The organism is Actinoplanes oblitus (genome assembly GCF_030252345.1).
GTDB classification, from domain to species: Bacteria; Actinomycetota; Actinomycetes; order Mycobacteriales; family Micromonosporaceae; genus Actinoplanes; species Actinoplanes oblitus.
Window position 1 is genome coordinate 6,757,060 of the sequence record NZ_CP126980.1, and the last position, 26,241, is coordinate 6,783,300.

General features: G+C 71.6%; 24 protein-coding genes. 8 read left to right on the top strand and 16 right to left on the bottom strand.

Annotated features, from left to right (window positions below; translation table 11 throughout):
• Nucleotides 1-429 precede the first annotated feature (429 nt).
• From Actob_RS30470 to Actob_RS30480, 3 genes are all read left to right on the top strand, one after another.
• On the top strand, nt 430-2,892 hold the full coding sequence (locus Actob_RS30470) for an alpha-L-arabinofuranosidase C-terminal domain-containing protein (protein WP_284915296.1): 2,463 nt from the start codon (nt 430-432) through the stop codon (nt 2,890-2,892).
• Between the two features lie 11 nt (nt 2,893-2,903).
• Entirely contained in the window at nt 2,904-4,298 is a 1,395-nt protein-coding gene (locus Actob_RS30475; protein WP_284915297.1) for a glycoside hydrolase family 43 protein, read from the top strand.
• Nucleotides 4,299-4,743: 445 nt separating this feature from the next.
• The gene (locus Actob_RS30480) at nt 4,744-4,938 is read left to right on the top strand and encodes a hypothetical protein (RefSeq protein WP_284915298.1); all 195 of its coding nucleotides are present in this window, start codon (nt 4,744-4,746) and stop codon (nt 4,936-4,938) included.
• Between the two features lie 140 nt (nt 4,939-5,078).
• On the opposite strand, the gene Actob_RS30485 is transcribed toward Actob_RS30480, so the two are convergent.
• A complete protein-coding gene (locus Actob_RS30485; protein ID WP_284915299.1) occupies nt 5,079-6,497 on the bottom strand; it encodes a GAF domain-containing protein in 1,419 nt (472 codons plus the stop codon).
• 555 nt (nt 6,498-7,052) lie between these two features.
• Here Actob_RS30485 and Actob_RS30490 point away from each other — a divergent pair.
• Nucleotides 7,053-7,880 (top strand): ATP-binding protein, encoded by an 828-nt coding sequence (locus Actob_RS30490; RefSeq protein WP_284915300.1) that lies wholly within the window; start codon nt 7,053-7,055, stop codon nt 7,878-7,880.
• Between the two features lie 61 nt (nt 7,881-7,941).
• On the opposite strand, the gene Actob_RS44115 is transcribed toward Actob_RS30490, so the two are convergent.
• From Actob_RS44115 to Actob_RS30500, 3 genes are all read right to left on the bottom strand, one after another.
• On the bottom strand, nt 7,942-8,022 hold the full coding sequence (locus Actob_RS44115) for a hypothetical protein (protein WP_407653724.1): 81 nt from the start codon (nt 8,020-8,022) through the stop codon (nt 7,942-7,944).
• Nucleotides 8,023-8,561: 539 nt separating this feature from the next.
• Entirely contained in the window at nt 8,562-9,995 is a 1,434-nt protein-coding gene (locus Actob_RS30495; protein WP_284915301.1) for a flavin-containing monooxygenase, read from the bottom strand.
• Entirely contained in the window at nt 9,992-11,647 is a 1,656-nt protein-coding gene (locus Actob_RS30500) for a GMC oxidoreductase (RefSeq protein ID WP_284915302.1), read from the bottom strand. The genes Actob_RS30495 and Actob_RS30500 overlap by 4 nt, the downstream gene beginning before the upstream one ends.
• 145 nt (nt 11,648-11,792) lie before the next feature.
• Between Actob_RS30500 and Actob_RS30505 the strand changes: the two genes are divergently transcribed.
• Nucleotides 11,793-12,605 (top strand): alpha/beta fold hydrolase, encoded by an 813-nt coding sequence (locus tag Actob_RS30505; protein ID WP_284915303.1) that lies wholly within the window; start codon nt 11,793-11,795, stop codon nt 12,603-12,605.
• A gap of 19 nt (nt 12,606-12,624) precedes the next feature.
• Here Actob_RS30505 and Actob_RS30510 read toward each other — a convergent pair whose 3' ends face one another.
• Together Actob_RS30510 and Actob_RS30515 are read right to left on the bottom strand one after the other, a co-directional pair.
• Entirely contained in the window at nt 12,625-13,149 is a 525-nt protein-coding gene (locus Actob_RS30510) for a hypothetical protein (RefSeq protein WP_284915304.1), read from the bottom strand.
• A complete protein-coding gene (locus Actob_RS30515) occupies nt 13,140-13,748 on the bottom strand; it encodes a hypothetical protein (protein WP_284915305.1) in 609 nt (202 codons plus the stop codon). The genes Actob_RS30510 and Actob_RS30515 overlap by 10 nt, the downstream gene beginning before the upstream one ends.
• Before the next feature lie 128 nt (nt 13,749-13,876).
• Between Actob_RS30515 and Actob_RS30520 the strand changes: the two genes are divergently transcribed.
• Nucleotides 13,877-14,641, top strand: a complete 765-nt coding sequence (locus Actob_RS30520) for an SIR2 family NAD-dependent protein deacylase (RefSeq protein ID WP_284915306.1) — start codon at nt 13,877-13,879, stop codon at nt 14,639-14,641.
• A 20-nt stretch (nt 14,642-14,661) separates the two neighbouring features.
• Here Actob_RS30520 and Actob_RS30525 read toward each other — a convergent pair whose 3' ends face one another.
• From Actob_RS30525 to Actob_RS30540, 4 genes are read right to left on the bottom strand one after another with little or no spacing between them, the layout of a single operon-like run.
• Entirely contained in the window at nt 14,662-16,134 is a 1,473-nt protein-coding gene (locus tag Actob_RS30525) for an acyl-CoA synthetase (protein ID WP_284915307.1), read from the bottom strand.
• A 9-nt stretch (nt 16,135-16,143) separates the two neighbouring features.
• Nucleotides 16,144-16,599: a MaoC family dehydratase gene (locus tag Actob_RS30530; protein ID WP_284915308.1), complete on the bottom strand. Its 456-nt coding sequence runs from the start codon at nt 16,597-16,599 to the stop codon at nt 16,144-16,146.
• Nucleotides 16,596-17,471 (bottom strand): amidohydrolase family protein, encoded by an 876-nt coding sequence (locus Actob_RS30535; protein WP_284915309.1) that lies wholly within the window; start codon nt 17,469-17,471, stop codon nt 16,596-16,598. Before Actob_RS30535 ends, Actob_RS30530 begins: the two co-directional genes overlap by 4 nt.
• A complete protein-coding gene (locus Actob_RS30540; protein ID WP_284915310.1) occupies nt 17,471-18,346 on the bottom strand; it encodes an SDR family oxidoreductase in 876 nt (291 codons plus the stop codon). Before Actob_RS30540 ends, Actob_RS30535 begins: the two co-directional genes overlap by 1 nt.
• A gap of 168 nt (nt 18,347-18,514) precedes the next feature.
• Between Actob_RS30540 and Actob_RS30545 the strand changes: the two genes are divergently transcribed.
• Complete coding sequence (locus Actob_RS30545; protein WP_284915311.1) at nt 18,515-18,925, top strand: MarR family winged helix-turn-helix transcriptional regulator; 411 nt, start codon at nt 18,515-18,517, stop codon at nt 18,923-18,925.
• A gap of 600 nt (nt 18,926-19,525) precedes the next feature.
• On the opposite strand, the gene Actob_RS30550 is transcribed toward Actob_RS30545, so the two are convergent.
• The 3 genes from Actob_RS30550 to Actob_RS30560 are packed head-to-tail and all read right to left on the bottom strand — an operon-like array spanning nt 19,526 to nt 23,054.
• The gene (locus Actob_RS30550) at nt 19,526-20,926 is read right to left on the bottom strand and encodes an amidase family protein (protein ID WP_284915312.1); all 1,401 of its coding nucleotides are present in this window, start codon (nt 20,924-20,926) and stop codon (nt 19,526-19,528) included.
• Nucleotides 20,923-22,590 (bottom strand): CocE/NonD family hydrolase, encoded by a 1,668-nt coding sequence (locus Actob_RS30555; protein WP_284915313.1) that lies wholly within the window; start codon nt 22,588-22,590, stop codon nt 20,923-20,925. Before Actob_RS30555 ends, Actob_RS30550 begins: the two co-directional genes overlap by 4 nt.
• Entirely contained in the window at nt 22,590-23,054 is a 465-nt protein-coding gene (locus Actob_RS30560; protein WP_284915314.1) for a DUF3237 domain-containing protein, read from the bottom strand. The genes Actob_RS30555 and Actob_RS30560 overlap by 1 nt, the downstream gene beginning before the upstream one ends.
• Before the next feature lie 69 nt (nt 23,055-23,123).
• On the opposite strand from Actob_RS30560, the gene Actob_RS30565 reads away from it, so the two are divergent.
• Entirely contained in the window at nt 23,124-23,714 is a 591-nt protein-coding gene (locus tag Actob_RS30565; RefSeq protein ID WP_284915315.1) for a TetR/AcrR family transcriptional regulator, read from the top strand.
• 67 nt (nt 23,715-23,781) lie between these two features.
• On the opposite strand, the gene Actob_RS30570 is transcribed toward Actob_RS30565, so the two are convergent.
• Genes Actob_RS30570 through Actob_RS30580 form a run of 3 tightly spaced genes read right to left on the bottom strand, consistent with a single transcriptional unit; the run spans nt 23,782 to nt 26,220 of the window.
• Nucleotides 23,782-24,522, bottom strand: a complete 741-nt coding sequence (locus tag Actob_RS30570; protein ID WP_284915316.1) for an ABC transporter ATP-binding protein — start codon at nt 24,520-24,522, stop codon at nt 23,782-23,784.
• Entirely contained in the window at nt 24,512-25,465 is a 954-nt protein-coding gene (locus tag Actob_RS30575) for an ABC transporter ATP-binding protein (protein ID WP_284915317.1), read from the bottom strand. Before Actob_RS30575 ends, Actob_RS30570 begins: the two co-directional genes overlap by 11 nt.
• Nucleotides 25,462-26,220 carry an ABC transporter permease gene (locus tag Actob_RS30580; protein ID WP_284915318.1) on the bottom strand — a complete coding sequence of 253 codons (759 nt, stop codon included), beginning with the start codon at nt 26,218-26,220 and terminating at the stop codon, nt 25,462-25,464. Before Actob_RS30580 ends, Actob_RS30575 begins: the two co-directional genes overlap by 4 nt.
• Nucleotides 26,221-26,241 lie beyond the last annotated feature (21 nt).

Below are 26,241 nucleotides of genomic sequence, written 5' to 3' on the forward strand. Positions count from 1 at the left end.
ACGCTATGAGGGCAGGTGTACAGCGACCACCGGATCCGGGTGAACGCCCGATGAACGTCAAGGTCCTCGATCGGATCGCCGCCCGCTTCCGGTCCGCGGCCCCGCGGATCCGCCGGGCTTCCGGTACGGCGGGAGCGCGCTGCCGCGACGAGTCGGGGGACGGTGCTCCGGGCGTACCGGAAGCGGGTGCCGGCCGTCGGGGCAACAGGTAAGAAAGCGGCCTGTTTTGCTGCGCTGCAAACGTCGGTGTGGTGAACGTTAACAAGACGAGCGCACGGTGCACCAGAGGCCTTTTTCGGCAGGTAGGACATCGACGCGATCCTCTTGACAGCACGATCGATGTTTGCGTACACATTGCAGAGCTTCCGATACCGAAACATCCCCGACACATCTCACGTTGCGTTCCCACCCCGCACCGGAGGAATCCGCATGCCCAGAAACAGAACCCGTTTGATCGGGGCGGTAGCCGTGCTGGTCACGCTGCCGCTCGCGGTCGCCCCGCCGGTGGCCGCGTCGGCCGTCGAGCCGGACTACACGATCAAGGTGAGCCCGGACGCGACCGGCGCGACGATCCCCAAGTCGATGTACGGCGTGTTCTTCGAGGACATCAACTACGCGGCCGACGGCGGGCTCTACGCCGAGCTGGTCCGCAACCGCTCGTTCGAGTTCACCGCGACCGACGCGACCGGCTTCAACGGCCTGACCGCCTGGACCGTCGCCGGCTCGGCCACCGTGCTGAACGACGACCAGCGGCTCAACGAACGCAACCGGAACTACCTGTCGCTGGACGGCAGCGTCACCAACGCCGGCTACAACTCCGGCATCGCGGTGCGCAAGGGCGAGCGGTACGACTTCTCGGTCTGGGCCCGGGGCGGCGCCACGCTCACCGTCACCCTGACCGGCGCCGCGCCGATCACCGTCACCACGGCCGGCGACGGCTGGCGGAAGTACACCGCCTCGGTGCGGGCGACCGCCACCACCGACAAGGGCCGGCTCACCGTCGCCTCCTCCGCGCCGGTGCGCCTGGACGAGATCTCGCTGTTCCCGCGGGACACCTACAAGGGTCGCAAGAACGGCCTGCGCGCCGACCTGGCCGAGAAGATCGAGGCGCTGCACCCGGGCTTCGTCCGGTTCCCCGGCGGCTGCCTGGTCAACACCGGCAGCATGTACCCCTACGACGCGGCGAACAACTACCCGCGGGCCCGGTCCTACCAGTGGAAGGACACCGTCGGCCCGGTCGAGACCCGCGCCACCAACAAGAACTTCTGGGGCTACAACGCCTCCTACGGCCTCGGCTACTACGAGTACTTCCAGTTCGCCGAGGACCTCGGCGCGATGCCGCTGCCGGTGCTGCCGGCCCTGGTCACCGGCTGCGGGCAGAACAAGGCCACCAACGACCCGGCACTGCTGGCGAAGTACATCCAGGACACCCTGGACCTGATCGAGTTCGCCAACGGTCCGGTCACCTCCACCTGGGGCAAGGTCCGCGCGCGGATGGGGCACCCGAAGCCGTTCGGGCTGACCACCGTCGCCATCGGCAACGAGGAGAACCTGCCCGAGGAGTACTTCGCGAACTTCGTCAAGTTCGAGGACGCGATCAAGGCGAAGTACCCGTCGATCACCGTGATCAGCAACGCCGGCCCGGACGACCAGGGCGGCACGTTCGAGAACCTGTGGGCCAAGAACAAGGCCAACGGCACCGACATGGTCGACGAGCACTACTACAACAGCCCGGCCTGGTTCCTGCAGAACAACGACCGGTACGACGCGTACGACAGGTCCGGCCCCAAGGTCTTCCTCGGTGAGTACGCCTCGCTGGACGCCAAGTTCGCCAACTCGCTCGCCGAGGCCGCGTACATGACCGGCCTGGAGCGCAACGCCGACGTGGTCAAGATGGCGTCCTACGCGCCGCTGCTCGCCAACATCGACAACGTGCAGTGGAAGCCGGACATGATCTGGTTCGACAACGACGAGTCGTGGGGCTCGACCAGCTACCAGATGCAGAAGCTGTTCATGAACAACGTCGGCGACCGGGTGGTGCCGAGCGCGGTCAGCGGCGGCGGCGTGATCACCCCCAAGCCGATCACCGGCGCGATCGGGCTCTCCACCTGGCGGACCGCTGCCACCTACGACGACGTCAAGGTCACCAAGCCGGACGGCACCGTGCTCTTCGCCGACGACTTCGGCGACGGCAACGCCGACGGCTGGACCCCGGTGACGAACCGCGGCAACTGGACCGTCGCCGACGGCGGCTACGCCCAGACGACCACGGACACCGAGGACACCATGGTCAAGGCGGCGACGATCACCGACACCGACTACGACTACACGCTCAAGGCCACCAAGCGGGCCGGCGCCGAGGGCTTCCTGGTCGCGTTCGGCATCCAGCAGACCGGCAACTTCTACTGGTGGAACCTGGGCGGCTGGAACAACACCCAGGGCGCCGTCGAGAAGGGCCTCACCTCGGCCAAGGAGCAGCTGCTCACCAAGCCGAACACGGTGAACACCGGGCAGACCTACGACCTCAAGATCCAAGTCCGGGGTACGAAGGTGACGCTGTTCCTGGACGGCGCCGAGTGGGGCAGCTTCGACGACAACGCGGTCACCGAGCCGTTCGCCCAGGTCGTCACGACCGACGCGAAGACCGGCGAGCTGATCGTCAAGGTGGTCAACGCCCAGGACAAGGCGGCCGTCACCAGGATCGACCTCGGTGGCCGCAAGGTCCGCGGCACCGCCCGGATGACAGTCCTGGCCGGTGACCCGGGCGAGCAGAACACCCGCACCGCCGAGCCGATCCAGCCGGTCACCAGCACCATCCACGGCGTCTCGTCGAGCTTCACCCGCGAGTTCCCGGCGAACTCGGTCACCTTCCTGCGCATCCGGACCCGATGAGGAGCCCCGTCATGAATCGTCGGACCCTACTGCTGGGCGGTGCCGCCGGTGCCCTGGCCACCGTCCTGCCCGCGGGCGCCGAGGGCGCACCGCACGCCGACCCGGTGCGCACCGACGCCGAGATCTACGGCGTGCCCACTACGCAGCCGCTGGTCAGCCGGCGGGCCGACCCGTTCATCAGCCAGCGGGTCGACGGCAAGTACTACTTCACCGGCTCGGTCCCGGAGTACGACCGCGTCGTGCTGCGCGCCTCCACCACGCTGGCCGGCCTGACCGACGCCGCCGAGACCACCATCTGGACCCGGCCGGCCAGCGGCAAGATGGGCGGTTTCGTCTGGGCGCCGGAGCTGCACCGGATCGACGGCAAGTGGTACGTCTACTTCACCAACAGCGACGCGAACGACATCTGGCACATCCGCCCGTTCGTCCTGGAGTCGTCCCTGGCCGACCCGATGGACCCGGCCGGCTGGTCGGTGAAGGGCGAGATCGCGCTGGAGTGGGACAGCTTCGCGCTCGACGCGACCACGTTCGCGCACCGCGGCAAGCGGTACCTGTTGTGGGCGCAGAGCGAGCCGGAGATCGCGGCGAACTCCAGTGTCTACATCGCCGAGATGGCCAACCCGTGGACGCTCAAGTCGAAGCCGACCCGGCTCACCACGCCCACCAGGACCTGGGAGATCCAGGGCTACAAGGTGAACGAGGGGCCGGCCGTGCTGGTCCGCAACGGGCGGGTGTTCGTCACGTTCTCGGCCAGCGCCACCGACGCCAACTACTGCATGGGGCTGCTCACCGCGGACGCCGGCGCGAACCTGCTGGACCGGGCGAGCTGGACGAAGAGCCCCGACCCGGTCTTCGTGAGCAGCGACGCCACGAAGCGCTGGGGTCCCGGGCACAACTCGTTCACGGTGGCCGAGGACGGCAAGACCGACGTGCTGGTCTACCACGCCCGTGACTACAAGCAGATCACCGGCGACCCGCTGTACGACCCGAACCGGCACGCCCGGGTGCAGAAGCTCTACTGGCACCCGGACGGGACGCCGTTGTTCGGGGTGCCGGTCGGCGACGGCGGTCCGATCGTCCGCCTCTCCGACCGGTCGGGTTTCGTCCACCGCTCGGCGACCGGGCTCGACGTCCTCCCGGCGCCGCGGGATCTGGGTGCCACCCAGTTCCGTTTCGTGGCCGGCCCGGACGGCACCGAGACGATCCAGTCCGTCGACCAGCCGTCCCTGTTCGTCACCGTCAGCGGCACGGCGGTGACGCTGACCGCCGCGGGTACCCCGGTGCGCCGGATCCCCGCCCGCGGCGGGGTGACCATCCGTACCGCCGCCGACCCCGCGCTCTACCTGCGGGTCGCCGCCGGCGCGGTGACCACCGGCAAGTCGGGAACCGTCTTCAAGCTGAGCTGACCCTCGTCGCCGGCAGCCCGTCCCCCGGGCTGCCGGCGACTCCCCCTCGGCTCCGGCCCTTCCCCACCCGACTCCCGAAGTCCCGGCGCCCCCGGAACTCAGGCTCCGCTCACCCTCGCGTCGCGCGACTTCCCAGATGTGCGGCTCGAAGACCTCCTGCCCACCCCAGCGGCCCGACGTCATCGCCGAGCAGCCGCGCACCGGTCGCCAGCGCAGCGGCTCCCGTGCGGGCGCCGGCCAAGCCGGCTTCCACTTCGGCTCGACTTGGCCCCGTCCGTCGACATGCCCTGCCGCGGCGGGTAGAACGGCCCTGCCTCATCCGGTCGGCTGGGTGCAGGCTGGCAGGGGACAAGAGGGGTCCGCCATCGTGAATTCGCCGGTCAACGCCGACGGCAGTGCTGTGGCGAGCGCCGCGAGCCGCGCCGCTTGATGAGGAGGATAGTTCATGACCGCGACACTTATCCGCAAAGCGGACATCGTTGCCATCCTGCACTCCAGGGGGAAACATGCCCGGGCCGACTGGTTCGAGCGTCAGCTACCCGAGGTTGTCGATACCGGTAAGAACAGCAGTCTGCTGGCGACCCTGGAAATCGATCCAACGGAATTGAGCGAGGCCGGCCGTCTTCCCCCACGTGCGTGATCAAGGTGCCGGCGTCATGCCGGCTCGGACTCGATGGAGAAGCCGGGTCAGACACTGACTCCGCCGAGCAGTTCAGTGTGGCGGCACAGATGGTAGGCCGCGGCCTCGATGTGGTAGACGCGGGCGGCGAGTCGCTGGTGTCAGGGTGCGGTGCCGGCGTCCTGCCCCGCCGGCGGGTCGTCGGCTGTCGGCTCGGCGTTACCGAGGGCGAACACGGTGGCGCGGATGTCGTGGATGATCGCGTCGATTTCGTCGATCTGGATCTGCACGGTGGCGCGGGTGGTCTGTTCCTTGGACCGTGAGACGGCGGACTGCAGTTCCAGTCCGTGCCGGAACAGCCGTTGAATGACGGTGTGGCGCAGGTCGTCGCCGATGCGCTCGCGGTCGTCGAGCAGGTGCAGTCGCTCGGCGTCGGCGCGGACCCGGCTCAGGTGCAGGGCCAGCCCTGCGTGCGCGGCGACCGCGGTGATCAGGTCCTTGTCGAGTTGGTCGAACGGTTCGGTGTCCGGTGCGCGGGAAACGGTGAGGGCGCCGTTGACGCTGGTGTCGGCGCCGATGAGTGGTACCGCGATGGTCTCGCCGATCGGGCCGATCGGACAATCGGCGGTCGCGCGCAGATCGGTGAGCGGGTCGTCGATGATGATCATCTTTCCCGCGATGATCGCAGCCCCGCCGGCCGAGCCCGCCTTCGGGACGAGGGCGCCGGACAGGGGTTGATCGAGGTCGCCTTCGGTCACGGCCACGCGCAGCCGACCGGGGTCGTCGGTGGGGACACTGACGCTCGCGGCGACCCCACCCAGGGTCTGCCGGGCGTGGTGGACCAGCTGCTTGAGCACTTCGTCGGTGTCCGTTCCGGCCAGTAGCTGCGTGCTGACCTCGACCATCGTGGTCTGCCAGGTGTGCCGGCGGCGGCTCTCCGAAAGCAGGGTGGCGTTCTCGATCGCCGCGCCCGCCGCGGTGGCCAATGCCTGTACGAGCTGTTCGTCGTCGTCGGTGAACTGGGCGGCGTCTTGCTTGTCGGTAAGGTACAGGTTGCCGAAGATCCGGCCGCCGATCTGGATCGGGACGCCGAGGAACGAGCGCATCGGCGGGTGGTGGTCGGGGAACCCCGTCGAGGCGCGATGCTCGGCGATGTTCGCCAGACGCAGTGTCTGGGGATGCTCGACCAGCAGGCCGAGTAGTCCCTTGCCGTCGGGCAGGTGACCGACCGCGGCCACCGTCTCGGCGTCCATGCCGGTGTGCACGAACCGGGCCAGGTGGCCCCGGCTGATCACGCCGAGGGCCGCGTAGCGGGCGTCGACCAACTCCCGCGCGGCCTCGACCACGTGTTGCAACACCGTGTCGAGGCTGTCGGCGCGCGCCACTGCCAGGAACGCGCGCAACAGGCCCCGCAGCCGCCCCTGCGCACCCTGCACATCACGCACCCGCACCAGCAACTGATCGAGGAGGTCGTCGAGCTCCAGCCGGGCGACCTGGGAGAACGTCACGTCTCCGGCCTGTTGGTGGTGTCCTGGTACGGCGTGGCGCTGGTGTTCGTCATCGGTCACGAGCTTGCGCATACCGGTCACCACCCTGACCGCCTAGCATCGACGCCGGCGAATCGCGCTGAGTCTGACGGGTCACATTCGCGCTGGACAGCCACCAGATCAGGATCTTGTCGAGCGCATCGCCGGGGTCCGGGGCAACGGCTCCATGCTACGCCCGCGCACGGCCGTCGAACGTGATCCAGATGCCGTTCTCCGGGACTACGGACTTCCGGTGCGGACGGCTACCGGCAACGGGAACCGCCATCACCCGGAGGGTGATGGTCACGCTCTCGATGACGGCGATCTGCGGCTGGTGGGTATACGGTACGGAACGGGGATGACGCCTCGTCCCACCCGCTGCCCCAGACCTCGGTGGCGCACCACGTTGTCGACAAGGTGCCCGGGAGCAGCTGTGGCCGCCGGAAATCGTCCCGTCCACTTGGCGGCGCGACCTCGCGCCGTGCGATCAGGTGACCGTGCCCCGAGTCTGGCCGGTCCGCGATGACCGGCGCGGATCAGCGCGCGCCGGTCCAGCCGCCCGCGTCCCCGCTCCTGCTCACCGCCCCCAGCGACCGGCACGGTGTGGGAGTGTCCGTCACCAGCGATGCGACCACAGCTGTGCTCGACATGATGTTGCGTGGTCCCTGGTCGCGGCGTTTGCGCGACCAGATCGGTGCCGTCCTGCGCTCGTGCCTGGCCGGCCCCTCCGGCTGGATCATCGTCGACCTGCACCACGTCGAAGATCCCTCCGCGGCGAGCGTGCCGTTCTGGCTCGCGGCCTGGCGCCGGGCCCGCCTCGGCCTGCCGCCGACACAACTGGCGTTCACCCTGCCGACGACGACAACGCTGGGCTGGCGGCTGCGCAACCCGCAAGGACCGCAGCCCCGGGTCTTCACCACCACGCACGAGGCCCACCGGGCCATCGGTGAGCGGATGTCGCGCGCCGACCGGCTGCAAACCCGCCTGCCGGCCCGGCCGGTCTCCGTCCGTGCCGCCCGTGACCTGGTCGCCCACGGCTGCCGCAAGTGGCATCTGCCGCATCTGCTGCCCGACGCCCCGCTGATCGTGTCCGAACTGGCCACCAACGCCGTGCAGCACGCCCGCACCGACTTCATCCTCACCGTCACGCGCGGTGATACCGGACTGCACGTGGCAGTCCGTGACGGCGCCCCTCAGTTCCCGCACCCGGCCGCACCAGCGCTCGCCAGCGTGCGAGCCTCGCTCGATGAGCGGGGACAGGGCCTGCGACTGGTGCACACGCTCGCTACGGCCTGGGGTGCCATGCCGGCGCACGGCGGCAAGGTCGTCTGGGCCACGGTGGAAGAGCCACCCCCGCAAAGCAGCAGGTGCGTCACTGCGGTGAACCCTCATGGAGACCGGTCCGCCGCGGGCTCGGACGTCTCACCGCTCCGCTGATCGGCGCCCGGGACTGACCCGCATCAGCCGGTTTTCGATGCGGGGAATGAGGTTCGTCCAGTCAGAAGATGCCGACGTGGCGCGCCCGGGCGACGGCCTCCTGTCGTCGTGACGCGCCCAGCTTACGATATATAGACCTCATATGCGCCTTGACGGTGTTGCCGGAGATATACAGCTCGCCCGCGATCTCGTTGGCTTCACATCGTGGGCAGATAGCAAAGTATCTCCAGTTCACGCGCACTGAGCCCGGCAGGCTTCGAGTCGTGCTGAACGGGGCGTTCGAGTCCCGGCCGTGGCGTCGGGGCCGCTTTGATCAAGTCGAGTTCGATCAACGCCACCGCGGCCAGCGGGCGGGGAGCGGCCGGGTACCGGATGGTGTCACGCGTCGACATGAGCTAGCCCGCCGCGTAATAGGTAGTACGCCGCGGATCCACCGACAGCGGGACGTTCCCGACTCCATCCTGGATGATTGGCGGCCGGTGAGCTGTGAACTGGACGGTCACTGTGACTCCTCGGTTCGCGCAGACGCGGGGGTCGAAGACAGCGGGGTCCAAGTGACGTCTTCACGATACGTGGGCGGCCGTGCGCGCCCCCTGCCAATTTCCCGGCTTGCGGAACCTGGAGCCCGGCGGAATGCCGCTGATCAGAGTGTCATGGGTGGGAGGCCCCAGGACCGGGCGATCAGTCGCGGGTGGGAAGGAAATCGGCTGGGCGCAGGCGGGCGGTGCGCCGCCGGTACTCGGACGCCATGCCCGGCCAGTTGGTGACCACCCGGCCGCTCGCCGTGCGGTACCAGCTCTGGCAGGACGTCCAGACACTCTCCGCGAGGCGGCTCTGCAGCTCGGCGTCGTAGGCGGCGGCGATCTCCGGGCGTACCTCGAGCGGGTTTCGATGGTGAGAGAGGTGCCGGACGGCCTGGGCGATCCAGCGGGCCTGTGCCTCGTGGAAGAAGACCACCGAGGTGTTGCCGGTGTTGGTGTTGGGGCCGTAGACCAAGAACATGTTGGGGAAGCCGGGAACCGCCATGCCGAGATAGGCGTGCGCGCCGTCCCGCCACACCTCGTCCAGGCGGGTACCGGCGCGGCCGGTCACCCGGATCGGGACCAGGAACTCGGTGGCCGCGAAACCGGTGCCGTACACCAGTACGTCGGCCGGATGCTCCACCCCGTCGGCGGTCCGCACCCCGCCCGGCGTCAGCGCGACGACCTTCTCGGTGATCAGCTCGACGTCCGGGCGGGCCAGCGTGGGCAGCCAGTCGCTGGTGAACAGCACCCGCTTGCAGCCCATCGGCTCGTCCGGGGTGACCTTGCGGCGCAGCTCCGGGTCGCGCACCTGCCAGCGGCGCTGCGCCGCGGAGAGGCCGTGCAGCAGCGCGCCGGCGATCCGGTGGCCGGTCAGGGCGCGGCCGGTCACCACTGTCATCAGCCAGGTACCGGCGCGCGCCGGCCCCATCAGCGCGGGCAGACGCCGGTACAGACTCCGCCGGACGGGGCCGTAGCGCCGGTTCGGCTTCGGCAGCGTCCACGGCGCGGTCCGCTGGAAGACCACGACCCGCGAAGCCACCCCCGCGAGGGCCGGCACCAGCTGGATCGCACTCGCCCCGGTCCCGATCACCGCCACCCGCCGGCCCGCCAGCGGCACCGCCGGATTCCAGCGCGCGGTGTGCATGGCCGGCCCCGCGAACTCGCCGCCGAGCTGCGGTGTCACCGGCCGGGACAGCTGGCCGACCGCCGGGATCAGCACGTCCGCCTCGAGGACCTCGCCGCTGGCCGTGCGCACCCGCCACACCCCGTCAGTCCACTCGGCGGCCGTCACCTCGGTGCCGAGCCGCACCTTCCCGGCAAGACCGAAATCGGCCACGCACCGTTCGAGGTAGGCCAGGATCTCCGGCTGCGGCGGGAAGCGCCGGGTCCAGGCGGGATTCTGGGCGTACGAGTACGAGTACAACGGCGCCGGGATGTCACACGCGCACCCGGGATAGTTGTTGTCCCGCCACACCCCGCCGACCCGGTCCGCCTTCTCCACCATGGTGATGTCGGTGAACCCGGCCTTGAGCAGCTCGTTCGCGACCGCCACGCCGCCGAACCCGGCTCCGATGATCAGGATGCGGGTCATCGGCGGCCGAGTCGCAGAGCGGCCGGCGCGGTCGCCGGGACCACCGGGCGGCGCGGCGGGACCGGTGCCGTCTCGGCGTATCCGGTGGCGGGCCGGGGATCCCGCTCGCCCGCGTTGGGCCAGAGCGCGACCGCCCGCTCGGCCAGCGCCGTGATGGTCAGCGACGGATTGACCCCGAGATTCGCCGCCACCGTCGACCCGTCGATCACGTGCAACCCCGGATGGCCGAAGAGCCGGTGATACGGATCCACCACGCCGCTCGACGGATCCGCCCCGATCGCGCAGCCGCCGATGAAATGCCCGGTCACCGGCTTGCCGACCAGCTCGGTGTAGGACCCGAGCGGCACGCCGTCCACCTTCTCCGCGGTCCGCCGGGCCACCTCGTGCGCCGCCGGCACCCAGTCCGGGTTCGGCCGGCCCACCCCGGGCCGGCTGGTCAGCCGTCCCCGTCTGCGGAACACCGTGATCGAGTTGTCCAGCGGCTGCATGGCCAGCAGCACCACGGTCTGCCGGGACCAGTCCCGCGGCGACAGGTACAACCGCAGGTCACGTCCCGCCCTCGCGAGCGCCTTGAGCGCCGCCCACCAGCGCGGCTGTCGTCCCGCGTCGTCGACCATCACGGTGGCGAGCAGGGCGAGCAGGTTGCTGCCGGGGCCGTACCGCACCGGCTCGACGTGCGTGACCGGGTCCGGGTGGATCGACGAGGTGATCGCGACGCCGTGGCTGTAGTCGCGGTCCCGGCGCCGGGTGCGAGCGCCCAGGATGGACTCCGAGTTGGTGCGGCTCAGCTCGCCCAGCCGCGCCGAGACGGCCGGCAGGCTGCCCCGGTCGCGCAGCCGGTGCAGCAGCCGCTGGGTGCCGAGCGCGCCGGCCGCGAAGACCACCTGTTCGGCCGTGAAGGTGCGCCGCGCCAGCCCGCCGGTCCGCCGGGTCACGACCGCGTACCCGCCACCGGGCAGCGGCCGCACGTCGCGCACCGTGGTCCGCTCGTGCACCCGCGCCCCGGCCCGCTCGGCCAGGTAGAGATAGTTCTTGACCAGCGTGTTCTTCGCGTTCGCCCGGCAGCCGGTCAGGCACGAGCCGCACAGCGTGCAGCCCCTGCGCTCCGGCCCGGCCCCGCCGAAGAACGGGTCCGCCGCCACGGCGCCGGGTGCCCCGCCGAAGAAGACCCCCACTGGCGTACGCCGATAGCTGTCCCCCACCCCGAGATCGTCAGCCACCGCGCGCAGGACCCGGTCGGCATCCGTCTCGACCGGGTTGATCGTCACCCCGAGCATCCGCTTGGCCTGGTCGTAATAGGGGGCCAGGGCGGCCTTCCAGTCGGTGATCGCGGACCACTGCGGATCGGCGTAGAACGCGTCAGGTGGCTCGTACAGCGTGTTCGCGTACCCGAGCGAGCCACCGCCGACCCCGGCACCCGACATGATCAGCACATTCCTGAGCATGGTGAGCCGGAGGATGCCGTAGCAGCCGAGGGCCGGGGCGTAGACGTAGTCGCGCAGCCGCCAGGACGTCGTGGCGAACTGGTCGTCGGCGAAACGGCGGCCGGCCTCGAGGACGCCGACGCGGTAGCCCTTCTCGGTCAGGCGCAGCGCTGTCACGCTGCCCCCGAACCCGGAGCCGATCACGAGGACGTCGTAGTCGTACGACATCGCCGTAGCATCACGCCCTTATTGGCAACATGTCAACAACGTGTTCCCAGTCTTGCCCGCACCGCCAATCCACCCGTCCGGCGGTCCCCTTGCGGCCCGGCGGACGGCATGGTGCTCGGATGACCTCTCGCCACCGGCTCGCCGGATGACAGCACTCACCCACCACCGGCGCGGATCCGGGCCGCCGCTCCTGCTCATCCACGGCATCGGCAGTCACTGGCAGGTGTGGCATCCGCTGCTGCCGCTGCTCGAACCACACCGCGACGTCATCGCCGTCGACCTGCCCGGCTTCGGCACCTCCCCGATCTGGCCCGCACCGCCGCCCGGCGTCCGCCCCGGCTCGGTGCCCCACCTGGCCGACCTGGTCGCGTCCTTCCTGGACTCCCTCGGCCTGGGCACGGTCGAGATCGCCGGCAGCTCGATGGGCGGCGGCGTGGCCCTGGAACTCGGCCACCGCGGCCGGGCCCGCGTGGTGACGGCGTTCTCCCCGGCCGGCTTCTGGCCACCGGGCGGCGCCCGCTGGGGCCGCTTCGTGGTGGGCGCGGCCCGGGCCGGCAGCGCCGCCCTGGATCCGCTGCTACCCCGCCTGATGTCGTCCCGGGCGGGCCGGGCAGCGTTGTGCGCGCCGTTCTACGCCCATCCCGCCGGGCTGGACACCGAGGAGTGCGTCGCCGCGGCCCGGGCGCTGGCCGGCGCTCCGGGCTTCGGCGCGGCGCGTGCCGCGTTCCGCCACCTGACGCCCTGGTCCGGCCGGGATCCCGGCGCCCTGACCCGGATCCCGGTGACCATCGCGTGGGGCACCCGGGACGCCGTCCTGCCCTACCGCAACCAGGCCGTCCGGGCCCGGGCCGCCCTGCCGGCCGCCCGCCACGTCCGGCTGCCCGGCTGCGGCCACCTGCCCTTCCCGGACGCCCCGGAGCGCTGCGCCGACCTGATCCTGCGTCCCGCGCCCCGCTGACCCCGGAGCCCGATCACCATCACTGCCGCAAGCGCACCGTGAACCCGCTGTCGGCCGGCCGGCCCGACCTGTCGAAGCAGTCCACCCGCACCAGTTCGTCCCGGCCGTCCGGGTGCCGGTCCACCACCGCGCAGCTCCGGTCGTCGGCGGAGTCCGGCGTCACCTCGGCGTCCCCGCCGTCCACCCCCAGGCCACCGAAGGTGACCAGATACCGCCCGACTCCGGTACGCGACACCGTGTTCCTCCCACCCGCGGCGTTGCATTGGTTCTCCGGCTGCCCGGCCACCAGGTGGCCGGAGCGCGCGCAGGCCACCTCCCGCGGCGCCGGATCGGGTTTGCGCGCCCAGGTCACCGCCATGATCAGGATCGGCAGCACCCCGCCGACCACGGCCACCAAGGCGACCAGGGCGCTGATCCGCGGCTCCGAGGCCGGCACCCGTGAGCCCGGCGCGATCCAGTCACCGATCGTGGTCATCGTGCGTGACCCGAACCGGTCCAGGCGCTGCCGCCAGTCCACGGCGGTCCGGACCGGTGTCAACGGCACCCCACGTCACCGCAGGCCGCCGCGGGCACAGCCCCGCTCTCCTGCCGGGCCGCCGCCGCGGCCGGTGTGGTCGGCGCGGCCGCCGGATCGGGCTCGGCCGGGGTCGCCGGTGCGGTGACCGGCGCCGGGTTCTGCGACTTCTTCGGTTTCCTGGTCCGCCTGGTCGCCGGCTTCCTCGCCTTCGCCGAGGGCTTCGGGGTGGCCGACGGGACATCGCTGTCCGGTGTGGCGACTCCGGCCGCCGGTCCCGGCAAAGTCCGCCGATCCGGTAGAACCGACGGGCGCGACCGGCTTTCCCGTGGCGCCGGCCGCGCCCGCCCCCGTCCGTCGTTCCCGGCGCGATCCCCGTCCCCGGCGGGATCCCGCGTTCCGGCCGGCGCGGCATCCCCCGGCAGCACCGTCCGGGCCGGTTCCTCGGGTGCCAGCACGCCCCGGCTCGGCGCCGCCGGACTCGCCCCGGCCTGCCACGACGCCCCCGGCGGCAGGCTCTCGGAGACCGGCGCGAGCGCCCCGGACCGGTCCGCCGCGGACCCGTCGCAGCCGGCCAGCGGCACCGTTCCCAGCACCACGGCCAGCAGAAGCCGACGTCCTCGCCTCACCGAACCTCCAGCACGCCCGTCTGATCCTCAAACGACCCACCACGGGAACGGTGATGCGGCCCGTCCGGGCCGCTGCCACACTTCTTTCTTCCGAGTACGCCGACCTCTCCGGATCGAGGAGCAGCACCATGGCCCTGCAGGACGCCGCGAACCTCCTGGGACCGGCCCGCCACGTCGTGGTCTTCACCGGCGCCGGCATCTCCGCGGAGAGCGGGGTGCCCACCTTCCGCGACGCCCTGACCGGCCTGTGGTCCCGATTCGACGCCCAGGCGCTGGCCACCCCGCAGGCCTTCGACGACGACCCGGACCTGGTCTGGGGCTGGTACGAGTGGCGCCGCCGGCTGGTCCAGCGGGTCCGCCCCAACCAGGGGCACCTCGCCGTCGCCCGGCTGGCGACCCACGTCCCCCGCCTCACCGTGATCACGCAGAACGTGGACGACCTGCACGAACGCGCCGGCTCACCGGCGGTGACCCACCTGCACGGCAGCCTCTTCACCCCGCGCTGCGCGTCCTGCGCCCGTCCCGCGCCGGTGCCGGAGAGCACCGGGGAGCAGCCGGACGAGGGCCGCCGCGTCGCACCCCCGCACTGCCGGCACTGCGCCGGTTTGATCCGACCGGGCGTCGTCTGGTTCGGCGAGGCCCTCCCGGAGGACGCCCTGGAGTCCGCCGTCCAGGCCGCCACCGAGTGCGACGTCCTGCTGACCGTCGGAACGTCGGCCCTGGTCTACCCGGCCGCCGAGATCCCCCGGGTGGCCGGCCGCTTCGGTGCCGCGGTGATCCAGGTGAACCCCCAGCCCACCCCGCTCGACCCGATCGCCGAGGTGAACCTCGCCGGCCCCGCCGCCGAGATCCTGCCCGCCCTCGTCACCGCGACATGGCCCGGGTTCTCCTGAGCCGGGTCACCAGACGGAGATCAGGCGCGGTCCGGGAGCGGCAGCGCGCGCAACGGACCCTTGCGCACCTTGTTCGACCCGGTCTTCGGCAGGTCCGCCACCACGTCGACATAGACCGGGATCTTGTACTTCGCGAGCCGCTCCCGCAGGAACCCCGGCACGTCGTCCGGTGACAGGGCGTACCCCTGCCGGGGTACGACGAACGCCCGCCCCACCTCACCCCACTTCCCGTCCGGCACCCCGACCACGGCCACCTCCGCCACCCCGGGGTGCTCGAAGATCGCCGCCTCCACCTCGGCCGGGTACACGTTCTCCCCGCCGGAGATGTACATGTCCTTGGTCCGGTCGACGATGTGGAAGTGCCCGTCCTCGTCGACCACCGCCACGTCCCCGGACCGGAACCACCCGCCGTCCACGAACGCCGCCTCGGTCGCCGCCGGATCGTTCCAGTAACCGGGGGTCACGTTCGGCCCGCGGACCAGGACCTCGCCCGGCTCGCCAACGGCGGCGTCGGTCAGGTCGGGCCGCACGCACCGCACGTCGGCGAAGAACACCGGCAGCCCGGCCGACCCGGCGTGCTCCCGGCTCTCCCGGGCTTCCAGGAACGTCGCCCCCGGCGCCGTCTCGGTCATCCCGTAGCCCTGGCAGAAGAGCAGGCCGCGCTCCTGGTAGCGGTGGATCAGCGCCGCCGGCACCGACGCGCCGCCGGTCATCAGGCTGCGCACCGAGGACAGGTCGGCGTCCGCCCAGCGGGGTGACTGGGTGAGCCCGGCGTACATCGTGGCGACGCCGAACATCCAGGTCACCCGGTGCCGGGCGATCAGGTCGAAGCAGCCGTCCACGTCCCAGCCCGGCATGATCACCGAAGTGCCGCCCTTGAGGAACGTGGGCAGCAGGCACTGGTCGAGGGCCGCGACGTGGAACAGCGGCGCGCTGACCAGCGTCACCTCGTCGCCGGCCACGTCCACGCAGACCAGCAGGTTGTAGCAGTTCCAGACCAGGTTGCCGTGGGTGAGCATCGCCCCTTTGGGGTGTCCCGTGGTCCCCGACGTGTAGAGGATGGCCGCCACGTCGTCCAGGCCCACCGTTTCGTCCGGATGAATCGGATCCGCCGCCGGAACGGCGTCGGCGGCGAACGTCACCGGCGCGGTCACCGCGGGCATGCCGGCGGCACGGACCAGCACCGAGGCGCCGCTGTGCGTCAGCTGGTAGGCGAGTTCCGCAGCGGTCAGCCGGAAGTTGAGCGGCACGAAGATCGCACCCAGCACCCAGGTGGCGAACATCGTCTCGACGAAGGAGGGATGATTCGGCCCGAGATAGGCGACCCGGTCGCCGCGCCGCACGCCGGACGACCGGAGTGCGGCGGCGAGCCGGGCGATCCGCTGGTGCAGCTCGGCGTACGAGACCCGCCGCCCCTCGAAGATCAGCGCGGTGCGCCCGGGCGACATCGCCGCCCGGCGCCCCGGCCAGGAACCCAGCCCCGCGTTGTGCACGAGGTGTCCTCAGGCGTACTGGCGGTAGACGGTACGGGCGACGCAGGCCGGCTTGTCCACCCCGTCGATCTGCACGGTGAAGTCGAAGGTGCTCTGCGTCCCGCCCGGCACGTCCTCGACGCTGACCACCGTGGCGGCCAGCCGGATCTTCGAGCCCACCTTGACCGGGCTGGGGAAGCGCACCTTCTCCAGCCCGTAGTTCACCCCCATCTTCACCCCCTCGACCTTGAGCAGGTCCCCGAAGAGCGGGATGACCAGCGACAACGTCAGGTAGCCGTGGGCGATCGGGGCGCCGAACGGGCCGGCCTTGGCGCGTTCCGGGTCGACGTGGATCCACTGGTGGTCGCCGGTCGCGTCGGCGAACGTGTTCACCCGTTCCTGGGTGATCTCCAGCCACTCGCTGACGCCGAGGTCGCGGCCGGCGAGCGCCTTGAGTTCGTCGAGTCCGTGCACGGTGGTGGTCATGGCGTTTCCTCTCCAAAGAGCAGACGGGCGGCATTGCGTAACAAGATCTTGTCGCGGACGGTGTCCTTGATGTCCAGCCCGGCGAAATCGGCGAGCCACCGATCCGGGGTGATCACCGGGTAGTCCGAGCCGAACAGCACCTTGTCCTGCAGCAGGCTGTTGGCGTACCGGACCAGCTGGGGCGGGAAGTACTTGGGCGACCAGCCGGACAGGTCGATGTACACGTGTTCCTTGTGGGTCGCCACCGCGAGCGCCTCGTCCTGCCACGGGAACGACGGGTGGGCCAGGATGATCCGCAGGTCAGGGAAGTCCACGGCGACGTCGTCGACGAGCATCGGGTTGGAGTACTTGAGCCGGATGCCGCCGCCGCCGCGCACCCGGGCGCCGATCCCGGTCTGCCCGGTGTGGAAGAGCGCCACCGCGCCCAGCTCCTCGATCGCCTGGTAGAGCGGATAGGCGAGCCGGTCGTCCGGCGCGAACCCCTGGATGCTGGGGTGGAACTTGAAACCCCGCACCCCGTGCTCGGCGACCAGCCGGTGCGCCTCCCGGACGCCGGCCCTGCCCTTGTGCGGGTCGATGCTGGCGAACGGGATCAGCACGCCGGGGTGCTCCGCGCAGTTCGCCGCGATCTCCTCGTTGGCGATCCGCGGGTGCCCGGTGGCGTGCTCGGCGTCGACGGTGAACACCACAGCGGCCATCCGCCGGTCCCGGTAGTAGGCGGCCATCTCGTCGATGGTGGGCTGCCGGTGACCGTGCGCCCCGAAGTAGTCGGCGGACGCGCCGAGCAGCGAAGGGCTCAGCGAGGTGTGCCCGCTCCTGCTGACCTCGGCGTGCGTGTGCACGTCGATGGCGACCAGCTCGGCGACATCCATCACTTCGCCGCCGGAATGCCGTAGGTCTCCTGCTCGAAGTTCCAGGCCGCGGCGATCTCAGCGGCGGACCAGCCGCCGTCCCGGTGGACCACCGACTTCTCCGCCGGGTGCGACCAGAGTGCCAGCCTGTCCCCGCCGATCCCGATCGCCTGCCCGGTGATCCCCTTGGACGCGTCCGAGGCCAGGAACGTGATCAGCCCGGTCACGTCGTCCACCGTCCCGAGCCCCTCGTCGCGCCGCAGCCACGCCGGATAGGGCTGCCCGGTCCGCTCCGCCTCCTCGATCGCCGGCGCGAACGCCGGAATCGTCCTGGTCATCTCGGTGGCCGCGACGGGCACCACGGCGTTCACCGTGATCTCGCTGCGGGCCAGCTCGAGCGCCCAGGTCCGGGCCATCGCCGCGATCCCGGCCTTGGCCGCCGCGTAGTTGGTCTGCCCGAAGTTGCCGCGCTGCCCGGCCGGCGACGAGATCAGGATGATCCGCCCGCCGGTCCCCTGCGCCCGCATCCGGATCGCGGCGGCCCGCGCACAGGTGAACGTGCCGCGCAGGTGCACCTCGATCACCGCGTCGAAGTCGTCGTCGGTCATCTTCCAGAGCACCCGGTCCCGCAGGATGCCGGCGTTGGTGATCAGCACGTCCAGCCTGCCGAACGCCTCCACCGCCGTCGCGACCAGCCGCTCCGCGCTCTCCGTGGCACCGACGGCCGCGGCCACGCCGACCGATCCCGGTACCTCGGCGACCGCCGCGTCGACGGCCGCCGGGTCCACGTCGTTGACCACCACTGACGCGCCGGCCGCGGCGAGCGCCCTGGCATATGCCAGGCCGAGGCCGCGGCCACTGCCGGTGACGACGGCAACCTTGCCGCTGAGATCCATGCTCTTCAACCTCTCACGAGGGTGGACGTGGGGGAAGTGGCGGCGCGCGGCCCGGGCCCCGCAGCCCCTCGACCCGCGCGCCGCCTTCGATTAACAGGATTCCTGTTCATCAGGTTTCCTGTCAATGGGGTAATCTCCCGGTATCTGCTCTCGGACGGAGAACCCCTGATGCCTTCGCTGCTCTACCTGGTCAAACAGCTCGAACTAGCGGTCCGTGCCCGCCTCGACGAGCTGGTTCGCGGCCACGGCATCACCGCCCTGCAATACACCGCGCTCACGGTCCTGGAACGCCACGACGGCCTCTCCGCCGCCCAGCTGGCCCGCGACTCCTTCGTCACCGCCCAGTCCATCGCCGACATGGTCCGCGCCCTGGAGACCCGCTCGCTGATCCGCCGCGAGCGCAACCCCGCCAACCGCCGCGAGCTGCTGCTCCACCTCACCGACGAGGGCCGCGCCCTGCTGACCGCCGTCGCCACCCCGGTCCGCGACCTGGAGTCCCGGATGACCGCCGACCTCACCGAGACCCAGACCGCCGAATTCCGGAAATCACTGACCACCGCCTGGCAGTCCCTCGCTTGAGCATTCCGAATTCCCGAAGACCCGGACCGCCTACGGCCGTTGTCATCCCGAGGTTCGCCACGCCGGACAAACCCGATTTTGTACGTTCTCGGGCCACCACAAGCGCAGCAGCCTCGTCCCGTGGCTGAACGCGCGGTGATCCCGGCGCGAGGCCGCGAGGCCGCGCCGGGCTGAGCTCGCCGGGCACGCTCCACTTCAGGCAGTGCCGCGCCCCCGGGCACCGGCTGGTCGTGAGGGTGGTCTCAGCACCACCGAGACCACCCTCACGACCAGCCAAGGGCGGGATCGCGGCCGGGCCCGGAGCCGGACGGGCGTCGCGGACGGGCGGCCCCGAGCACAGCGGACCGCGCGAGCCCAGCCCGGCCCGCGCCGCGGCCCCGAGCACAGCGGACCGCGCGAGCCCAGCCCGGCACGGCGTCGCGGCCCCGAGCACAGCGGACCGCGCGAGCCCAGCCCGGCACGGCGTCGCGGTCCGGCACCGGGACCACCACGCGCTTAGCCACGAGACGAGGCTGCTGCGCCTGTGATGCCCGTAGAGCGTAGAAAATCGGGTTGTGAAAGGCGTCCGGTGCCGTCCATGTCGAGGCGGGTGAGGGCCGGTCAGGAGCGTGGCGACACCGGGGTGATCGGCGGGAAGGCGGCTTCGATGTCGCGGGCCGCCGCCAGCGCGATGTGGTCGCCGTGCAGGCGGGCGATCACCTGGACGCCCAGCGGCCGGTTGCCGGCGGCTCCGGTCGGTACCGCGACCGCCGGCAGGCCGAGGAAGTTGGCGGTGACCAGCAGGCGGTGGGCGCGCCAGAGTTCGGTGGCGGCGGCCGGACCGGACAGGTCGAAGCCGATGGGTGGCATCGGCTGGGTGGTGACCGGGCCGAGGACGATCGGGTACCGGGCGTGGAAGGCGCGCCACGCGGCCGCGTGCACGAACCGCTCGGCCCAGGCGCCCTGGTAGGCGGCCGAGGTGTCGAGCAGGTCCACGTCGACGATGTTGTCCGTGAAGTACCGCACGGTGCCGGCCGACAGCGGCCCGGGGAAGACGCCCGGGGTGAGCAGCATCGGGGCGTTCTCGGTGGCGGAGAGCTGCCGCCAGATGGTGGCGCACCGGTCGACCGCCGGCGGTTCCACCTCCGCCACCTCCCAGCCGGCCGCGGCCAGTGCCGACGCCGCCGCCCGGACCGACGACGCCACCCCCGGGTCGACGCCCCAGCCGCACGGGTCGACGGTGACCGCGACCCGGCGCGGGCCGTCGTACCGGGACGGGTGGTCGACAGTGACGCTGAGCGGGTCGTACTCGTCGGCACCGTGCATCACGCCGAAGAGCAGGTCGAGGTCGGCGACGCTGCGGGCGAGCGGCCCGTTGACCGCCATGGCCTGCAAGGACAGCGGCAGCGGCTGGACCGCCCGGCCGGGCGCGGCGACCCGGCCGGCCGAGGTGCGCAGCGCGGTGATGCCGGCGGCGTGCGCGGGCAGCCGCAGCGAGCCGCCGTAGTCGTTGCCGAGACCGGCGGCGACCATGCCGGTGGCCACCGCGACCGCGTCGCCGCCGCTGGATCCGCCCGGTACCCGCGCCGGGTCCCACGGGTTCAGCGTGCGGCCGAACAGGTCGTTGTCGGTGTCCCAGCGCAGGCCGATGTCCGGCATGTTGCCCCGGGCCACCGGTATCGCGCCGGCCGCGAGGAGCCTGTCGACGAAGGTGGCGTTGGCCGGCGGGACGTCGCCGGCCGCGAACGGCAGCCCGGAGGTGGACGCCGACCAGGTCAGGTCGATGTTCTCCTTGACCGAGAGCGGCACCCCGGCGAGCGGGCCCGGGTCGTCGCCCGCGGCGATCCGTTCGTCGAGCGTCGCGGCGGCCTGCCGGGCCCGTTCGGCGAGCACCACGGTCACCGCGTTGACCTGCGGGTTCACCTCGTCGATCCGGGCCAGGTGGGCGTCCACCACGGCGGCCGCGGTGAACTTGCCGCTGCGCACCCCGTCGGCGATCTCGGTGGCGGTCAGGTTGATCATGAAGGCGCCTCTCCTCGGGGAAGGACGGTGCAGGTCAGCCGGGTCTCGGCGAGGCGGATCCGCTGCCGGTTCGGGATGGTCTTGGCGGCCAGCCAGCGGTGCTCGCCGGTGCCCGGCGCCGGGACGAACTCCGGCGCGTCGCTGCTGGCCAGGGTCAGCCGCAGGGCGTGCCCCGGGTTCAGCCGGTAGCCGGTGTGCCCGAGGTCCACCGTGACCGGGCAGGCGTCGCCGGGCTCGATGATCGTTTGTTGTCCGCGAGCGATCAGCCGCGCGCTGCCGTCCGGCGCGACGTCGAGCAGCCTGGCGAACAGGTCCATCTCCGGCCCGTCCGAGCCGATCACGGCGTCCAGGCCGATCGGGCCGGCCAGGTCGAGCGGCTCGCCGACCGGTGCGGCGGTGAAGACCAGCACGTCCGGGCGGCCGGCGAGGGCACGCTCGTCGGGGTATTCGGCGAGGAACGCGAAGGCGTCGCCGACCGGTGACGGTACCGGGTCGGCGGCGTCGTGCGTCCAGGTCGCCGTCTCGGCCCGGCCCGGTTCGAGGTCGAGGGATCCGCCGGGAGCGTCGCCCACCGCCGCTTGGGCTCCAGCCGGATGAAACGCCTTTTGGTACGAGGTAGCAGGCGGCCAGACACTGTCCGAGCGCCATGCGGGGTCCCCGGAGGCGGCGAGTTGCCAGCGGACCCGCGGGATCTCCTTCTGCTCGCCGCGCAGGAACACGTCGAAGAACTCGATGGCCGGATCCAGGTAGCGGGGCAGCGCCGCGTCCGACTCGGCGGCCCGGACCAGCGGATCCCGCTCGAAGTGGCTGTGGTTCTCGTGGTCGATCGCCTCCAGCAGGAGGTACTCGTTGCGCGCCCAGGCCGGCTTGCGGATGATCTCCCGGTGATCGGACCACTGCCACGGCGCGCAGTTGTCCCACCAGCCGATCGTCATCAGCACCGGCACCGCGGGGGCGTCGAACGGGCTGCCGGCCGGGAAGCGGCGCAGGCTGACCGGGTAGGGGAACCACAGGTCGTAGGAGGCCGAGCGGCTGCCGACCGCGGCGAAGAACTCCTCGACCTGGGCGGCGAGCGGCCGCCGGGTCCAGTCGATCTCCCAGTCCAGCATGTCCCGATCGTGGAACATGCTCAGCGGGTAGAACCGGTGGACGGACATCTCCACATCGTGGGTGCGCTGCCCGGGCGCCGGGACCGGCAGCTCGCCGAGCCTCGTGCCGGTCACCCGGGGCACCATCGCGCGCAGTGCCCGGTGCCCGGTGGAGGCCGCGGCCCACTGGGTGAAGCCGTAGTACGAGTCACCCCACATCCCGACCACGCCGTCCGACCAGGGCTGGTTGACGATCCAGTCGAGGGTGTCGTAACCGTCGTAGGCCTCGTTGACGAAGAGCAGCGTCTCGCCCTCGGAGCGGAACTTGCCCCGGACGTCCTGGACCACCATCGTGTAGCCGCGCGCCGTGAAGTAGGCGGCGACCCGGGGCATGAAGGTGTATTCGCCGCACTTGTCGTAGGGCAGGCGGGTGAGCACCACCGGCCCCGGCCGAGCCGGACCCGGGGGCGGATAGACGTCGGTGGCGAGCCGGACGCCGTCCCGCATCCGGACCATGAACTGGGTGGCGGTCGGCGCGATCGGGCCGGGGCCGGTCCGCCGCACGGAGAGGGTCATCAGAGCACCTCGAAGAAGCGGATGCGGACCTGGCCGCCCTCGCCACGGGCCAGCCCGACGAAGACCGACGACGCCAGCCACCGGTGCGCCGGGGCGTCGGTGCGGAAGACCGGGCTGGTGCGGTAGTAGTACTCGGTCTCCGGCAGGTCCTCCCCCGCCTCGACCCGGGCGTCGACCTCCGGCGTGGCCCGCCAGAACCCGCGGTTCCAGATGTCGATCACCGTGCCGTCGTCCGCCTCCAGCAGGTACCGCGCGTCCAGCTCGGTGACCTGGCCGCGGGTGGTCGACCAGTCGCCGCCGCCGGCCAGCACCCTGCCGTTGAGCCGCGGGCCGGACACCGTCCCGCCGGTGATCGGCGTGAACATCAGGACCTCGTCCGGGCCCCGGCCGACGTGCCTGCTCTCGGCCACGTCCACTCGCGCCTCGAAGGCGAACAGCAGCCGGGGGTCGGGTAGTTCAGACATGCGGTCCTCGTTTCCTTTTCGTAAATGACAATCAATTAGGCTGTGGGTACGCGTGACGGAGGGGGCGGGATGGGTCGGCCGAGCATGGCGGCGGAACGGACCGAGCAGATCATGCGGGCCACCGCACGCTGCTTGCAGAAACACGGTCTCGCCGGGACGACCCTGGAGCGGGTCGCCGAGGAGTCCGGGCTCAGCCGCAGCCACGTCCGGCACTACGTGGGCAACCGGGACGACCTGCTGCGCCGGTTCGCCGACTGGCTCTACACCGGCTACGAGGCCGAGTTCATCGGCCGGATCGCCGCGGCGGACGCCCGCGAGAAGCTGCCGATCGCGATGGACTACCTGTTCAGCAGCGGTTTCCTGCCGATCAGCGACGATGACGCGGTGATCCGGGAGCTGATCACCGCGGGAATCGCCGACGAGCGGATCCGGACCACCCTGCAGACTCACTACACCCAGGCGATCCAGTCGGTCGAGGACGCGCTCGCCGCCGAGCACCCGGCCGCGTCGCCCGGCGCCCGCCGCTCGGTGGCGTACGGCCTGTGGTGCCTGGCGATGGGCAACTCGATGATGGCCGAGCTCCAGCTGCCGGTGGCCGCCGGCGGGCTGGTCCGGACCGCCGCCGAGTCGCTGCTGGAGCGCCTCGACCCGCCCGGCTGACCAGCCGGGAGCGTCCGATGCCGGGCCGGACCGCGCGGTGGACTCCTCGGGAACGTCGGGTACCGGGTCAGCCCGCACGGCCGGCTCCCCGGGCCGGTACCCAGCCGGGGCGCGGGACCGACCGGATCAGCCTGCGGGTGTACGCCTCGGCCGGTGAGTCCAACACCCGCTCCACCCTGCCGGACTCGACCACCCGCCCGCGGTGCATCACCACGACGTCCTCGCAGACGTGCCGGACCACGGCCAGGTCGTGGGTGATGAACAGGTACGCGATGCCGGTGGCCGCGCGCGCGTCGACCAGCAGGTTCAGGATCTGCGCCTGGATCGAGACGTCGAGGGCGGCGACCGCCTCGTCGAGCACGAGCAGCTGCGGGTCGGCGGCCAGGGCGCGGGCGATCGCCACCCGCTGCCGTTGCCCGCCGGAGAGGGCGCGGGGCAGCGCGTCGCCGTGCCGCTCGTCCAGTCCGACGAGGGCGAGCAGCTCACCTGTCCGGACGGCTCGGTCGCGCTTCGACAGATCCGAGTGGTGGGCGATCACCTCGTTGAGGCAGCTCGCCACGGTCTGCCGCCGATCCAGTGACTGATAGGGATCCTGGAAGACCATCTGCACCGTGCCCGGCGCCACGGTGACCGTTCCGGACGTGGCGCGCTCCAGTCCGGTGATGATCCGGGCGCAGGTGGTCTTGCCGGAGCCGGACTCCCCCACCACTGCCAGCGAACCGCCGGCCGGCACCTGGAAACTCACCCCGTCCACCGCGACGAAGCCGCCCTTGAAGACCTTGCGCAGGTCACGGACCTCAAGCGACATGCGGCTCTCCCAGCAGGTGACAGGCGGCCAGGCCGGCGCCGGCGGGACGTGGCTCCGGGCGTACCGAAAAGCAGTGGGGTGTCGCGTGTCCGCAGCGATCCGCGAAGACGCAGCCGGCCGGGGCGTCGAACGCCGCCTGCGGGATCCCGGGCACCGTCCGCAGGCGGGATCCGGGCGGCACCGTGCCGGGCCGGGAGCGCAGCAGCGCCCGCGTGTAGGGATGCCGGGCGTCCTCGTGCAGCCGGGCCGCGGGGAGGATCTCGACGATCTCGCCGGCGTACATCACCGCGATCCGGTCGCAGACCGCCGCCGCCAGCTCCAGGTCGTGCGAGACGAACAGCAGCGCGGCGTTCCGCTGGTGCCGCTGCTCGCCGAGGATCGCCACCACCTCCTCCTGCGTGGTCACGTCGAGCGCGGTGGTCGGCTCGTCGGCCAGGATCAGCTTCGGCTCGGTGGCCAGCGCCGCCGCGATCACCACGCGTTGCAGCAGGCCGCCGGAGAGCTCGTGCGGGCGCTGCCGCATCCGCCGCCCGACGTGGTCGACGCCGACGTCGGCGAGCAGCCCGGCGGCTCGCCGTCCCGCGTCCCGCCGGGAGACACCCTGGTCGCGCAGCACCTCGGTGAGGAAGTCACCGATCGTGCGGACCGGGTTGACGGTGGCACGCGGGTCCTGGAAGACCATTGCCACGTCGTGCGAGCGGACCCTGCGCAGGGCCGCCCGGTCGAGTTCGCCGATCTCCGCTCCGAGGAGGCGGACGCTTCCCTCGGCCGTCGCACCCGCCGGCAGCATGCGCAGCACCGACCGGACGGTGATCGACTTGCCGGATCCGGACTCGCCGACCAGGCCGACCGCCTCGCCGGGTCGCACGGCCAGCGTGACCTCGCGCAGGATCGGCCGGTTGCCGATGGTCACGCGCAGGCGGTCGAACTCCAGGACGTTCATCGGACACCTCCGCCGAACCGGGCGGCCAGCCGTTCGGCCAGCACGGTGAACGCCACCACGGTGAGCACTACGGCGACGGCGGCCGCCACGGACTGTTGCGGGAAACCCGCCAGGATGGACGGTTGACCGTTCGCGATCATCAGGCCCCAATCGGCGGCCGGGGGCTGCCGGCCCAGGCCGAGAAACGAGATCGAGGCCAGGTCGATCATGGCGTACCCGAAGCCGATGGCGGCCTGGGCGATCAGCAGCGGCGCCAGGTTCGGCAGCAGGTGCCGCAGGCAGATGTGCCATCCGGAGAAGCCGTGCACGCGCAGCGCCTCGATGTACGGCAGGTTCCGCTCGCGCAGCGCCGCCGCCCGCATCACCCGGGCGATCATCGGCACGAACGCCAGCGACAGCGCCACGACCGGGGCGGCGAAGCCGGTCCCGAAGATCGCCGCCACGGTGATCGCCAGGACCAGCCCGGGGAAGGCGAACAGGATGTCCAGCAGGCGCGAGACCGCGGCGTCGAACCAGCCGCCGAACCAGGCGGCGCTCACCGCGAGCAGGGTGCCGGCGGCACCGGCGGCGAGGACCACGACGAGCGGGCCGGCGAGGCTGGCGCGGGTACCGGCGATGAGCCGGGACAGCAGGTCGCGGCCCAGGTCGTCGGTGCCGAGCGGGTGCTCGCCACTGAAGCCGGCGTAGGCGTTGAGCGGGTCGACGGCGTTCGGGTCGTGCGGCGTGAGCCAGGGTGCGAGGATCGCGATCAGCACGACGAGAGCGCAAGCCACGGG

What these genes read in the sequence shown, in the direction of transcription:
- Actob_RS30500 (WP_284915302.1), bottom strand. Translation starts at nt 11,647, where the DNA reads ATGTCGTACGACTACGACGTCCTCGTGATCGGCTCCGGGTTCGGGGGC.
- Actob_RS30570 (WP_284915316.1), bottom strand. Translation starts at nt 24,522, where the DNA reads ATGTCGCTTGAGGTCCGTGACCTGCGCAAGGTCTTCAAGGGCGGCTTC.
- Actob_RS30505 (WP_284915303.1), top strand. Translation starts at nt 11,793, where the DNA reads ATGACAGCACTCACCCACCACCGGCGCGGATCCGGGCCGCCGCTCCTG.
- Actob_RS30470 (WP_284915296.1), top strand. Translation starts at nt 430, where the DNA reads ATGCCCAGAAACAGAACCCGTTTGATCGGGGCGGTAGCCGTGCTGGTC.
- Actob_RS30565 (WP_284915315.1), top strand. Translation starts at nt 23,124, where the DNA reads ATGGGTCGGCCGAGCATGGCGGCGGAACGGACCGAGCAGATCATGCGG.
- Actob_RS30485 (WP_284915299.1), bottom strand. Translation starts at nt 6,497, where the DNA reads ATGCGCAAGCTCGTGACCGATGACGAACACCAGCGCCACGCCGTACCA.
- Actob_RS30555 (WP_284915313.1), bottom strand. Translation starts at nt 22,590, where the DNA reads ATGACCCTCTCCGTGCGGCGGACCGGCCCCGGCCCGATCGCGCCGACC.
- Actob_RS30475 (WP_284915297.1), top strand. Translation starts at nt 2,904, where the DNA reads ATGAATCGTCGGACCCTACTGCTGGGCGGTGCCGCCGGTGCCCTGGCC.
- Actob_RS30535 (WP_284915309.1), bottom strand. Translation starts at nt 17,471, where the DNA reads ATGGATGTCGCCGAGCTGGTCGCCATCGACGTGCACACGCACGCCGAG.
- Actob_RS30480 (WP_284915298.1), top strand. Translation starts at nt 4,744, where the DNA reads ATGACCGCGACACTTATCCGCAAAGCGGACATCGTTGCCATCCTGCAC.
- Actob_RS30520 (WP_284915306.1), top strand. Translation starts at nt 13,877, where the DNA reads ATGGCCCTGCAGGACGCCGCGAACCTCCTGGGACCGGCCCGCCACGTC.
- Actob_RS30560 (WP_284915314.1), bottom strand. Translation starts at nt 23,054, where the DNA reads ATGTCTGAACTACCCGACCCCCGGCTGCTGTTCGCCTTCGAGGCGCGA.
- Actob_RS30545 (WP_284915311.1), top strand. Translation starts at nt 18,515, where the DNA reads ATGCCTTCGCTGCTCTACCTGGTCAAACAGCTCGAACTAGCGGTCCGT.
- Actob_RS30530 (WP_284915308.1), bottom strand. Translation starts at nt 16,599, where the DNA reads ATGACCACCACCGTGCACGGACTCGACGAACTCAAGGCGCTCGCCGGC.
- Actob_RS30550 (WP_284915312.1), bottom strand. Translation starts at nt 20,926, where the DNA reads ATGATCAACCTGACCGCCACCGAGATCGCCGACGGGGTGCGCAGCGGC.
- Actob_RS44115 (WP_407653724.1), bottom strand. Translation starts at nt 8,022, where the DNA reads ATGAGGTCTATATATCGTAAGCTGGGCGCGTCACGACGACAGGAGGCC.
- Actob_RS30495 (WP_284915301.1), bottom strand. Translation starts at nt 9,995, where the DNA reads ATGACCCGCATCCTGATCATCGGAGCCGGGTTCGGCGGCGTGGCGGTC.
- Actob_RS30540 (WP_284915310.1), bottom strand. Translation starts at nt 18,346, where the DNA reads ATGGATCTCAGCGGCAAGGTTGCCGTCGTCACCGGCAGTGGCCGCGGC.
- Actob_RS30575 (WP_284915317.1), bottom strand. Translation starts at nt 25,465, where the DNA reads ATGAACGTCCTGGAGTTCGACCGCCTGCGCGTGACCATCGGCAACCGG.